General features: G+C 69.6%; 10 protein-coding genes. 4 read left to right on the top strand and 6 right to left on the bottom strand.

The annotated features are described in order from the left end of the window. Positions 1-104: 104 nt before the first annotated feature. A complete protein-coding gene (locus tag BLW38_RS11805) occupies positions 105-980 on the top strand; it encodes a homoserine kinase (protein ID WP_092817428.1) in 876 nt (291 codons plus the stop codon). A gap of 210 nt (positions 981-1190) precedes the next feature. Here the strand turns inward: BLW38_RS11805 and pdxS are convergent, their stop codons facing one another. Continuing rightward, positions 1191-2099 (bottom strand): pyridoxal 5'-phosphate synthase lyase subunit PdxS, encoded by a 909-nt coding sequence (gene pdxS / locus BLW38_RS11810; protein ID WP_092817429.1) that lies wholly within the window; start codon positions 2097-2099, stop codon positions 1191-1193. 218 nt (positions 2100-2317) lie between these two features. On the opposite strand from pdxS, the gene fer reads away from it, so the two are divergent. Next, positions 2318-3028: a ferredoxin Fer gene (gene fer / locus BLW38_RS11815; protein WP_092817430.1), complete on the top strand. Its 711-nt coding sequence runs from the start codon at positions 2318-2320 to the stop codon at positions 3026-3028. Between the two features lie 63 nt (positions 3029-3091). On the opposite strand, the gene BLW38_RS11820 is transcribed toward fer, so the two are convergent. Next, positions 3092-3625 (bottom strand): J domain-containing protein, encoded by a 534-nt coding sequence (locus BLW38_RS11820; protein ID WP_092817431.1) that lies wholly within the window; start codon positions 3623-3625, stop codon positions 3092-3094. Positions 3626-3710: 85 nt separating this feature from the next. Here BLW38_RS11820 and mutS point away from each other — a divergent pair, with 85 nt between their 5' ends. Both mutS and BLW38_RS11830 read left to right on the top strand, forming a co-directional pair. Further along, positions 3711-6641 carry a DNA mismatch repair protein MutS gene (gene mutS / locus BLW38_RS11825; RefSeq protein ID WP_092817432.1) on the top strand — a complete coding sequence of 977 codons (2931 nt, stop codon included), beginning with the start codon at positions 3711-3713 and terminating at the stop codon, positions 6639-6641. Between the two features lie 32 nt (positions 6642-6673). After that, a complete protein-coding gene (locus BLW38_RS11830; protein ID WP_092817472.1) occupies positions 6674-8491 on the top strand; it encodes a DNA mismatch repair endonuclease MutL in 1818 nt (605 codons plus the stop codon). Between the two features lie 6 nt (positions 8492-8497). On the opposite strand, the gene BLW38_RS11835 is transcribed toward BLW38_RS11830, so the two are convergent. The 4 genes from BLW38_RS11835 to BLW38_RS11850 all read right to left on the bottom strand — a co-directional run bounded on the left by BLW38_RS11835 (position 8498) and on the right by BLW38_RS11850 (position 12224). After that, entirely contained in the window at positions 8498-8677 is a 180-nt protein-coding gene (locus BLW38_RS11835) for a DUF7573 domain-containing protein (RefSeq protein WP_092817433.1), read from the bottom strand. A gap of 1 nt (position 8678) precedes the next feature. Continuing rightward, positions 8679-10388 carry a lysine--tRNA ligase gene (lysS, locus tag BLW38_RS11840; protein WP_092817434.1) on the bottom strand — a complete coding sequence of 570 codons (1710 nt, stop codon included), beginning with the start codon at positions 10386-10388 and terminating at the stop codon, positions 8679-8681. A gap of 3 nt (positions 10389-10391) precedes the next feature. Further along, positions 10392-11105 carry a UMP kinase gene (gene pyrH, locus BLW38_RS11845; RefSeq protein ID WP_092817435.1) on the bottom strand — a complete coding sequence of 238 codons (714 nt, stop codon included), beginning with the start codon at positions 11103-11105 and terminating at the stop codon, positions 10392-10394. 84 nt (positions 11106-11189) lie between these two features. Then, positions 11190-12224 (bottom strand): lysylphosphatidylglycerol synthase transmembrane domain-containing protein, encoded by a 1035-nt coding sequence (locus BLW38_RS11850; protein ID WP_218143063.1) that lies wholly within the window; start codon positions 12222-12224, stop codon positions 11190-11192. Positions 12225-12237 lie beyond the last annotated feature (13 nt).

Raw genomic sequence — 12237 nt, forward strand, 5'->3', positions numbered from 1 at the left:
GCGGCCACGGTCCGACCGTTCGTCGCCGTCACGCTCCGGGGTCGTCGGCTTCCGATCGCGGATCGATCCACCTCCTTTTTTGCCCACCGCCGCAACCCCCGAGTATGATCACGGTACGGGCACCCGCCACGAGCGCGAACCTCGGCAGCGGGTTCGACACGTTCGGTGCCGCGCTCGCCCGGCCGGCCGACGTCGTAACCGTCGAGAAGGCGGAGACGACCTCGATCGAGGTCACCGGCGTCGGCGCCCAGTACATCCCCGAGGACCCGGAGAAGAACACGGTCGGCGCGGTCGTCGAGGCCCTCGATGCGCCCGCCGAGATCCACATCGATAAGGGCGTGCGGCCGGCGTCAGGGCTCGGCTCCTCTGCGGCCAGCGCCGCCGCGGCCGCCGTCGGCCTCAACGAACTCTACGACCGCGGCCACTCCCGCGAGGAACTCGTGCCGATCGCGGCCAAGGGCGAGGCGGTCGTCTCCGGCGTCGCCCACGCGGACAACGTCGCGCCGGCCATCGTCGGCGGGTTCACGGTCACCACCCCGACCGGGACCCACGGCGTCGATACGGGCGTCCCGCTCGTGGCGTGTCTGCCTGACGTCGCCGTCTCGACCCGTGACGCTCGCCGGGTCGTCCCCGAGACCGCGTCGATGGAGGACGTCGTCGAGACCGTCGGGAACGCCGCGACGCTCACGATCGGGATGTGTCGGTCGGATCCGGCGCTCGTCGGCGAGGGTATGGACGACCCGGTCGTCACGCCCGAACGCGCCCGCCTCATCACCGGCTATGACGACGTCCGCGAGGCGGCCTTCGAGGCGGGTGCCGCAGGGGTTACCGTCAGCGGAGCCGGCCCGACGGTGCTTGCGGTCTGTGAGGAACCACGGCGCCGCCACATCGCCGCCGCGATGGTCGACGCGTTCGCGAACGCCGGCGTCGAGTCACGAGCGTATCAGACCCGTATCGGACGCGGCGCGACGGTGCTGTGAGATCGGCGACGTTGTGACCGCGGCGACGCTGTGACTTCGGCGACGTTGTGACCGCGGCGACGCTGTGACTTCGGCGACGTTGTGACCTCGTCGACGCCGCGATCCCGGTGAAACTGTGGGGTCGGCGGACCCGTCGGTCGATGGTGTGTTGAAAAGCGAGGTGTGAAAAGACCCGGTCCGTCCGGTGAGTCCTCTGTCCTGCGTGTCCGACTAGACGCCGCGACCCTGGAGGCGCTCCTCCTCCGGGATGGAGTCGGTCGACTGACCCTGCATCCCCTTGCCGACGCCGCGGGCGATCTCGGCGAGCTCGTCGGCGTCGTCCCAGTTGGTGACGGCCTCGACGATCGCTGTGCCCATCTCGCTGGGGTTCTCCGCGCCGAAGATGCCCGAGCCGACGAAGATTCCGTCACAGCCGTAGTACATCATCAGGGCCGCGTCCGCGGGCGTGGCGATCCCGCCGGCGGCGAAGTTGACGACCGGGAGACGGCCGACCTCGGCGGTCTCGTGAACGAGATCGCGCGGAGCGCCGTGTTCACGGGCCCACTTCTCGCGTTCGGCGTGTTCGAGTCCCGCGATCTCGCGGATCTGTCGCTGCATCGTTCGCTGGTGTTTGACGGCCTGGTTGACGTCGCCGGTGCCGGCCTCACCCTTCGTCCGGATCATCGCCGCGCCCTCGTTGATACGGCGGAGCGCCTCCGGCAGGTTGCGGGCGCCACAGACGAACGGCGCGGTGAACGCCCGCTTGTCGATGTGGTACTCGTCGTCGGCCGGCGTGAGCACCTCGGACTCGTCGATCATGTCGACGCCGAGCGACTCGAGGATCTCCGCCTCCTTGCGGTGGCCGATCCGGGATTTGCCCATCACCGGGATCGAGACCTCGTCGATGATCTCGGTGACGTTCGTCGGGTCGGGCATCCGGGCGACGCCGCCGCGTTTCCGAATGTCGGCCGGAACGGCCTCGAGGGCCATCACCGCGACCGCGCCGGCGTCCTCCGCGATCCGGGCCTGCTCACGGGTCACGACGTCCATGATCACCCCGCCCTTTTGCATCCGGGCGAACCCGCGTTTGACCAGCTCCGTGCCGCGTTTGAGCTCCTCGAGATCGGTGGCGTCTGCCATACGTTTCCTTTGAACGGTACCCACTTAACGACCGCGCCTTTCGATTTCGATTCAGGTTCCTGGCGGGTGAGACGTTAGCCCTTCAACCGAACCGGCGATCGATCGATGTTTGCGCAACCGTGGTAACGATCGTTTCACGATCTCGAACGGGAGCGACATCCGTCGGCGGTGACGGGTCGGTTGGGAAGGCTTTTGCCTCCGATCCCGTTATCGTGTGTATGGGCTCCCCGTACGACGTGTTGGGGATCGACACCGATGCGGACGACGGGGAGATCGAACGCGCGTATCGGCGTCGCGTGCTCGAAGCACACCCGGATCACGGTGGCTCAGCCGAGGAGTTTCAGGCGGTCAAAGCGGCCTACGAAGCGATCGTCGACGGGAACGCCACGATCGAGGACCATCCCGACGGGGACGGTGACGATCCCGGGGGCGGCGCGGCTGCCGCTGGTGCCGAAAGCGAGGGTGACGACGCCGGCCCCGATCCCGGTTCCGAATCCGCGGACGCGGCCGCGACCGTCGAGTATCTCGATTACGAGGTCCTCACGGACCACGGCTGGGACCTCGGGGACGACGACCTCTTCGAGAAGGCGGCCGGGGCCGACCTCCCGCACGCCGCCTATGGCCGCTTTCTCGTCGAGCCGGGCGAGTCGTTGCTCGAAGCCGCCGAGAACCGCGGCTTCGCGTGGCCGTACGCCTGCCGCGGCGGCGCGTGTGCGAACTGCGCCGTCGCCGTCGTCGAGGGGGAGCTATCCATCCCCGCGAACAACGTGCTCTCCGAGGAGCTGATCGACAGCGACATCCGGCTCTCCTGTGTCGGCGAGCCGCTTACCGACGACCTGCGTATCGTCTTCAACGTGAAACACCTTCCCGGACTCGAGGAACTCCGGCTCCCGCCACATCCCTTCGATCGGGCCCGCGCCGACGACTGAGCGGTGCGTGCCGGTTCCGTCGGGTTTCCCACTACCCGGAGGTCCACCGCTTGGTGAGCCTGATCATCGTTTGGTGAGCCGGTCGTACGCGCGCGTCAGCTTTTTGAACGCCTCCTCGTCGCCCGACTCGGCGTCCGGATGGAGCGATTTCGCCCGCTCGCGGTAGGCGCGTTTGATGGTCTCCTCGTCGGCATCCGGATCGACGCCGAGCGTGCGGTATGCAGCCTCCAGCCCCATCCGATCGCCGCCACCCGCGGCGCCCGCCCGGCGGCGACCGGCGGCACTGGTCCCGCCGGGGCGTCCGCGCTCCGTCCCACGAGCGTCGGCCCCGAACGCGTCCGTCCGGTTTCGCCGTGTACGATCGCGTGCTCGCCGCTCGCGCTCGCGCTGACGAGTCGCCGCGCGCGAGACGGTCCGCGACCGGATCCGGTCATCGAGCCGTCCTCGTGCGTGCAGCGAGAGGAGGTAGGCCGCGGCGCCGAATGGGATGGCGACGAACAGCAACACCGGATGCACGACGACGCCGCCGACCGCCAACAGCGCCGTGAGTCCGATGAACGTCGCCGTCAGCCCCACGACGATCGGTCGATCGGTCACACCCGTCGTTGGGGAGCACGGACCGTAAACGTCTCGCCGGGTACGGTGGGTAACATTCATTTCCGTGCCTCACTGCCTCACGTGTATGCCGACGGCGGATCCCACGACTGTCACCGGGCTGCCGCCCTCGATCGCGGCCGCCCGGAAGGAGTTGACGCCGATGCTCTCCCAGTACGCCGATCTGTGTGCGACCCACGAGGACGCTCTGGTCCTCTTTCAGGTGGGCGACTTCTATGAGGCCTTCTGTGAGGCGGCCGAGGAGGTCGCCAGGGTCTGTGAGGTGACGTTGACACAGCGGGAGGACTCGACGGGCGAGTACCCGATGGCCGGGATCCCGATCGACAACGCGACGAGCTACCTCGAGCGGCTGCTTGCGGCCGACTATCGCGTCGCGATCGCCGACCAGATCGAGGACGCGGCGGCCGCGTCCGGACTCGTCGATCGCGCCGTCACGCAGGTGATCACGCCCGGAACGGTCGTCGACGAGGAGCTGCTCACCGACCGGACCACGAACTACGTCGCCGCGCTCACTCGGGAGTCCGAAGAGGGCGAGAACGGACGCCCCGTTGACGGGATCGCGGCAGTCGACGTCGCCACCGGCGAGTGCCTCGTCACGAGCGGTGATCCGGAGACCGTCGCCGAGGAACTCGACCGTCTCGATCCCGCCGAAGTCGTCCGTGGCCCCGGGATCGACGTCATCGGGGACGGCGGCGATTCTTCCGCGAACCACGGCGATACCTCCGCGAGCCACAGCGATGCCTCCGCGAACCACGGCGATCCCTCCGCGAACCACGGCGATCCGCGGTGGATGGAGACGACGATCGATGCCGACCACTTCGATTCCCGGACGGCTCGTGACCGCCTCGAGCCGTATCTGTCGGCGCCCGAGGAGCGGTTCGGGACCGAGGCGGAGGTCCGCGCGGCGGGGGCGGTCCTCGCGTACGCCGAGTACACCCAGGGTGATGGGGGGCCGCTCGAGTACGTCTCCCGGATCCGTCGATACGACCCGCGTCGGCATCTCCGACTCGATGCGGCCGCCCAGCGTAGCCTGGAACTGTTCGAGAACCGCGGGCCGGGTGCGGGCGACACGCTCTTCGACGTCATCGACGAGACGAACTGCGCGCTCGGCCGCCGCCGGCTCGAACGCTGGCTCCGGCGTCCCCTGATCGATCCCGACCGGATCCGGTCGCGACACGACGCTGTCGAGTGGTTCATCGATGAGCCGATCGCCAGGGAGACGGTGGCCGACGGGCTGGCCAGTGCCTACGACCTCGAACGCCTCGTGGGGCGAATCTCCCGCGGACGGGCGAACGCCCGCGATCTCCGGTCGCTCGCGGCTACCCTCTCGGTCGTTCCGGAGCTTCGCGACGCCCTGTCGATGGGGGAGGAATCGGACGTGGCGCCGGAGGAATCGGACGTGGCGCCGGACGACTCGAACGTGACGCCGGACGACTCGAACGTGACGCCGGACGACTCGAACGTGACGCCGGACGAATCGAACGTGACGGCTGACGACTCGAACGCGCTCTGTGACCACCTCCGGGACCTTCGTGATCGCCTCGATCCCCTCCCCGACGTCCGGAACCTGATCGCGGAGGCGATCGTCGCCGACCCGCCCCAGGAGATCACCGACGGCGACGTGATCCAACGGGGGTTCGACGCGGAACTGGACGACCTCCGGGCGACGGAACGGGAGGGACGGGAGTGGATCGCAGAGCTGGAGGCCCGCGAGCGCGAACGGACCGGGGTCGATTCGTTGACGGTCGGCCACACCCAGGTTCACGGCTACTACATCGAGGTCACCGACCCCAATCTCGATGCCGTTCCCGACGACTACCACCGGCGCCAGACGCTGAAGAACAGCGAACGGTTCTACACGCCCGATCTGAAGGAGCGGGAGGACGAGATCGTCGGCGCGAGCGAGCGCGCGGACGCCCTCGAGTACGAGCTGTTCACCGACGTCCGCGCCGACGTCGCCGCGGAGGCCGATCGGCTCCAGGCACTCGCGGACGCGCTAGCCGAACTCGATGCCCTCGTCTCGCTGGCGACCGTGGCGCTCGAGCGGGAGTACGTCCGGCCGACGATCGAGGACTCGTCGGCCGGCGCCGGGGACCGTGGCGGGATCACGATCGAGGGCGGCCGCCACCCGGTGGTGGAGCGCCGGGGCGAGTTCGTCCCGAACGACGTCGACCTCGACCGCGGCGACCTCGCGTTGATCACCGGGCCGAACATGAGCGGCAAGTCGACGTACATGCGCCAGGTCGCGCTCGCGGTCGTGTTGGCACAGCTGGGGTCGTTCGTCCCCGCGCAGACGGCCCGGATTCCGGTCGTCGACCGCGTGTTCACCCGCATCGGCGCCTCCGACGACATCGCCGGGGGCCAGTCGACGTTCATGCGCGAGATGAGCGAGCTGACCGAGGTCCTTCACGACGCCACGGCCGACTCGTTGGTCCTGCTCGACGAGGTCGGCCGCGGCACCGCGACCACGGACGGGCGGGCGATCGCGTGTGCCGCCGCCGAGTTCATCGTCGACGAGATCGGCGCGACGACGCTGTTTGCCACCCACTATCACGAGCTGACCGAACTGGCGGATCGCCGCGAGCACGTCCGCAACCTCCATTTCACCGCGACCAGAGAGGACGGCGAGGTGACGTTCCTCCACCGCGTCGCCCGCGGTGCGTCCTCCTCCTCGTACGGGATCGAGGTGGCGGCATTGGCCGGCGTCCCGACAGCGGTCGTCGACCGCGCGCGCGAGCGTCTCGCGTCCGAGACGGGGTCATCGTCGGACGACCGGAGCGACGTTCCTCCCGATGCGGTCGACGAGACCGATCCCGGCGACGCCGGCCCCGATCCCGGGACCGATCGGGGTGGAGGTACCGGTCCCGAGCCCGCCGAGGAGAGCAATCCCACCGACGCGGCGCTGGCGTCGGCCATCCGGTCGCTCGACATCGCCACGATGACGCCGATGGAGGCGTTGAACACGCTCCACGACCTCCAGCGGGAGATCGACCGATGACCGACGAGCCACCGAGGACCGACGACCCACCGATGACCGGCCATTCATCGACGAGCGACGACCCTGCAGATCCTCCCGATCCCGAGTCCCGAATCCGGCGGCTCTCCGACCGAACCGTCGACCGGATCGCCGCCGGCGAGGTGATCACGCGGCCGGCCCGGGTCGTCGCCGAGCTGGTCGACAACGCGCTCGATGCGGGCGCGACGCGCGTCTCGATCGCCGTCGACGGCGACGGGACCGACGCCATCCGGGTTCGCGACGACGGCCACGGGATGTCCCGCGAGGACGCTCGCCTCGCGCTCGAGCGACACGCGACGAGCAAGCTCCGGGACGGCCAGGACCCGGTCGAGGCGGCCTCGCTCGGCTTCCGCGGGGAGGCGCTGGCCGCGATCGCGGAGGCGGCCGGCCGCCTCGAGGTGGTCACCAACGACGGCGGCCCGGTCGGGACGCGGATCGTCGCGGGCGGGAGAACGGCTCTCGGCGGTGGTTCCGATGGGGACGCAACCGGCGATGACGCCGAACGGGGAGCCACGGGCGACGGCGTCGGAACCGTCACGGACGCGGGACGTGCCCGCGGCACGACGGTGACCGTCACGGACCTGTTCGCCACCCGTCCCGCCAGGCGCGAGTCGCTCGCCGGCCCGAGCGCCGAGTTCGCCCGGATATCCGCGCTCGTCGCCGACTACGCGCTCGCCCGTCCGGACGTCGCGTTCACCCTCGATCACGACGACACCGAGACGCTCTCCACGCCGGGGACCGGCTGGAGCGACGCCGTTCTCGGCGTCTACGACCGCGACGTGGCGAGTCGATCGACGGCGCTCGACGCGACGGAGCGCGGGGCGCTCGACGGGACCGATGACGCGGCGGTCGAGATCCGGGGCGTTCTCGCGTATCCCTCGGTTACCCGCGCCACCCGCGATCACGTTCGCGTGGCCGTCAACGGTCGTCCAGTGGCCGACGCCGAGCTCGAGCGTGCGATCGTCGCGGGATACGACCGGCTGCTTCCAGACGGACGCGAGCCCGTGGCCGCGATCGACGTCCGACTGCCGGCCGGCGCGGTCGACCCGAACGTGCATCCGGCCAAACGGGAGGTCGGACTGCGGCACGGCGACGCCGTCACCGAGGCGGTTCGGGACACGATCGCGGACGCGCTAACCGGTGCCGATCTCCGACGACGGGCCGCGGTGGCGACCGACCTCAAGACGGCCCTCTCGCCGGCCTCGGACGATGCGCCGTTCGCCGATGTCGACCCGATCGGTCAGTATCGGGACCTGTATCTGCTGTGTGACGCCGGCGACGAGCTGCTCGTGATCGATGCCCACGCGGCCCACGAGCGCGTCAACTACGAGCGACTGCGGCGTGCGTTCGCGCGCGAGGACGGCGACGACGCGCCGGGCGAGGCCGACCCGTTGCCGGACGCAGTCGCGACGCTTGATCCGCCGGTGACCGTCTCGCTGACGAGCGCCGAGCGAGCAGCGCTGGATGCGCACGGGGATTCCCTCCGGCGGCTCGGGTTCGACGCGGAGCCGTTCGGCGGCGACGTCGTCCGCCTTCGGACCGTTCCCGCACCGTTCGGCCGGGCCGCCGACGCCGACGCGTTCCGCGACGCCATCGGACGGCTCACGAACGGTGAATCGCCCGCGGACCCGTACGATCCCCTGCTGGCCGACCTCGCGTGCCATCCGTCGGTCAAACGCGGGGACGCCCTCGACCGAACGGCGATGCGAAACCTCCTCGATCGGCTCGGCGAGTGCGAGCAGCCCTTCAGCTGTCCCCACGGACGGCCGACCGTCCTCTCCGTCGAGGAGTCGACGCTGGCAGCCGGCTTCGACCGCCCCTCCCGCGGCTGATCGGGACTACCACTCCTTGCAGTCGGTACAGACCCGGTCGCCGTCGGCAAGCCATCGGCGCTTGACGACCGTGTCGCAGCGGTCGCAGGCCGCGCCGTCGGCGGACCAGATCGCGGTGGCCGTCGCCGGTTCGACCGGGGTCTCGTCGTCGGCGGCGAAGTCGTCGATCGAACGGTCCTCGGACATCTCACGCCTCCCGTCGGAGCCGGCTGACGACGAATTCCTGCTCCAGCTCGCCGAGGAACTCCCCGAGCCGGGGGCCCTGCGTCTCGTCGAAGAAGAGCCGATAGCCGGCCTCGAAGAACGCCGCCACCTCGAGGTCGTGGTCGCGGGCCGTCTCGTACATCCGCTCCTGGATCGCCTCGCCGGCGTGGCCCTCGGCGACGAAGTCTGCCAGGTCGTCGAGCGCAGCCGCCACGTCGTCGTCGAAGGAGACGTCGGGAAGCTCCGTCTGGAGCCGGTAGTTGTACTCGTTGTCCATTCGCTCGGCCCAGCGGCGGGCACGTTCGACCCGGTCGAGCGCGTCCTCGACCGCCCACCGTGGGGTGTCGTCGTCGAAGTGTCCCTCGTCGCGGGCCAGCTGCTCGCGGAACGCCTCGTCCTCGACCATTCCGAGCACCGCGGCGAAGGTGTACGGGAGCCGGACGCGGTCCTCGCGGACCTCCGCGACGAGGAACGGGTAGGCGCGGTCGGCGACGGCGGTCAGGTCCTCGTCGTCGACCGCGCCGAAGTACGCGCGCTCGAAGCGGTCGAAGCGCTCGACGAGCTGGTCGAGTCGTTCGAGGTCCAGGTCGCGGGCCTTCTTCGGCTCCAGCGCGAAGAAGTACCGGAGTACTTCGGGTTCGAGCAGCTCGAGGATCTCCGGGACGGTGACGATGTTCCCGGCCGAGGAGGAGAGCGCCGCCCCGTTGAGCGTGAACCACTCGTAGACCATCGGGACCGGCGGGTCGATCCCCAGGACGGTCTCGGCGATGTCGACGCCGGAGGGCCAGGAGCCCTCGGCGTGGTCCTTCCCGAACGGCTCGAAGTCGACCCCGAGCACGTCCCACTGGCCGGGCCACTCGAACCGCCAGGGGAGCTTCCCCTCCCGGAACGTCGCGGTTCCCTCGTGGCCACAGCCCTCGATCGTCGAGTCGCCGGCCTCCATATCGGTACAGACGTACTCGACCGTCTCCGCGTCGAGGTCGATCGACGTGACGGTCTCGGTCACTTTGCCGCACTCCTCGCAGACGGGGTTGAACGGAACGTATTCCTCGTCGACCTTGTCCTGGTAGGCGCCGAGGACCTCACGGGCGGTCTCGACGTTCTCGAGGATCGTCCGAACGACCGGATCGAAGGTGCCGTCGGCGTACAGCTCCGTGTTCGAGACCATCTCGACCGGCACGCCGAGCCGGTCGGCGTCAGCCGCAAGGAGGGTCGCGAAGTGGGCCGCGTACGAGTCGGCCTCGCCGAAGGGATCCGGAATGTCCGTGTAGGGCTTGCCGAGGTTTCGTCCGAGCGCGCCGGCGTCGACCTCGCCCAGTCCGACGATCTCTCCGTCGGCGTTCGCAAGCTTTCGCGGAACCTTTCGGAGCGGATCGCGGTCGTCGGAGGTGAACACCTGACGGACCTCGTAGCCGCGGTCACGGAGGACCTCGGCGACGAAGTAGCCGCGCATAATCTCGTTGAAGTTGCCGAGGTGGGCGACTCCCGACGGCGAGACGCCGCCCTTGATCACGATCGGTTCCGTCGGGTCCCGTTCGAGGATCTCGTCGGCGACCGTGTCGGCCCAGAAGGCGTGGCGCGTCTCGCCGCTCGGACCGTCTTCGGCGTCGGTTCCCTCGTCGGGGTCGGCCTGCTCACCGGATGTCGCGTCGGGATCGGTCCCGTCATCGCTTGCCACGTCGGGGTCGGCCATCGGTCACTCCCCCCACTGCGTCGGCTCCGTGCACGCCGCCGGAACGATGTCCGTTCCGCCGTGGTCTCCCTCGAGTACCGCGTCGACGAGGACCGACGGGTCGGTTCCGTCGAGAACGATCGACCGGAGATCCGCGCGATCGATGAGCTTCGCGGCAAGCAGGTCGACCGGCGCTGAGGCGCCGGCGTCACGGCTCATCGGCACCACGATGTCGACGAGTTCGGTTGGCGACAGCCGGCCGAACTGCTCTGCATCGGGGTCGGCGTTCGGGTCGGCGTCGTAGACGCCGTTGGCGTTGGTTGCGTACACGAGCAGGTCGGCGTCGACCGCCTCGGCGAACTCCGCGGCGACGGCGTCGGTCGTCTGCCCCGGCATCACGCCGCCCATCACCGCGACCTCGTCGCGGCGCAGGGCGCTGACCGCCTCGTCGTAGTCCGTCGCCGGCGAGAGCGTCGCCCGCTCGCCAAGCGCCGCGATCAACAGCCGCGCGTTGAGCCGCGTGACGCCGATCCCGAGCTGGTCGAGCTGGACCTCGTTGGCGCCCAACTCGCGGGCCGCGCCGATGTACTCCCGTGCGACGCCACCGCCACCGACGACGACGCCGACGGTACATCCGGCCTCCGACAGTTCCTCGATCGCCGCCGCGTGGGCCGCCACGCGGCCCGGATCGAGATCCGGCGCGAGGACGCTCCCACCGATGGAGATGACGACATTCATTGACTCCGGGTAACCCTGTGGCGCTCTTAAGGATTATCAAGCCGGAACGAGCCCGCGTGGCGGAGTCTCGTCGATCCACCCGAGTCAGTTCCGTCGGATCACCCACAGCGTCGCCACCCCGCCGACGGCGACGACGAGCCAGTAGCTGACGAGCCGGTAGAGCGTCGTCACGGCGAGCGCGTCGGTCGTCGAGAACGCGGTCAGGGCCGTCACCAGCGCGACGAGCGTTCCCTCGATCGCGGCGAGTCCGCCGGGAAGCGGCGTCGACCCGGCGATGACGGTCACCGGAACCAGGAAACAAACGAGCAGGAGCGATAGCGGCGTTCCGACCGCGAGGGCGGCGAAGTACAGCGGTAGCGCGAACAGGACCCACCCCACGTAGGCGTAGCCGACGGCGACCACGAGCGCACGCGGCGATCCGGCGATGCGTTCGATCGCCACCACGAGCCGGTCCAGACGGGCTTGCACCGCCTCGATCGAGACGCGGTTCGTCCGACGGGTGATCGGAGAGGCGAGGCGGACCACGGCGGCTTGTGCTCGGTCACGAAACCGCCAGATTGTCGCCGCCAGAAACGGCACCCCGACCGCGAGCACCATCAACACCGCCGCCATCGATCGGACGGCGTCGGGGAGCGTGGCGGTCGTCACCAGCAGATAGCCCAACCCGACGCCGCCGACCGTAAAGAAGGGAAGCGCACGAATCAGGTCGCTCGTCACGACGCTGGCGAGGCTCTGTTCGTAGGTCGCCTCGGTATCACGGGCGAGCACGTACGCGATGAACGGCTCGCCGCCGGCCTGTCCCATCGGCGTCACGTAGTTCGCGAACGTCGCCGACAGGAACGTCACGACCAGGCGCCGATACGGGACGTCGATCCCGATCGTTCCCAATACGACGTGCCAGGTCTTCCCCCAGACGACCAGTCCGATGAGCGACGACGCCGCCCCCGCCAGTATCCATCGCGTCTCGGCCGCTCGGAGGCGATCGATCGTCCGGTCCCAACCGACCACCACGCCGAGCAGGTACACGAGAAGCAGCGCGAGCGCGAATCCCGCGATCGTCTTTGCCGCGGCCGACCGGTCGATCCATCCGGCACCCACCGGCGTCTCGTCTCGGGACACGGTTCGTCCGCCC

This window comes from Halopenitus malekzadehii, assembly GCF_900108505.1.
In the GTDB taxonomy this organism is placed as follows: Archaea; Halobacteriota; Halobacteria; order Halobacteriales; family Haloferacaceae; genus Halopenitus; species Halopenitus malekzadehii.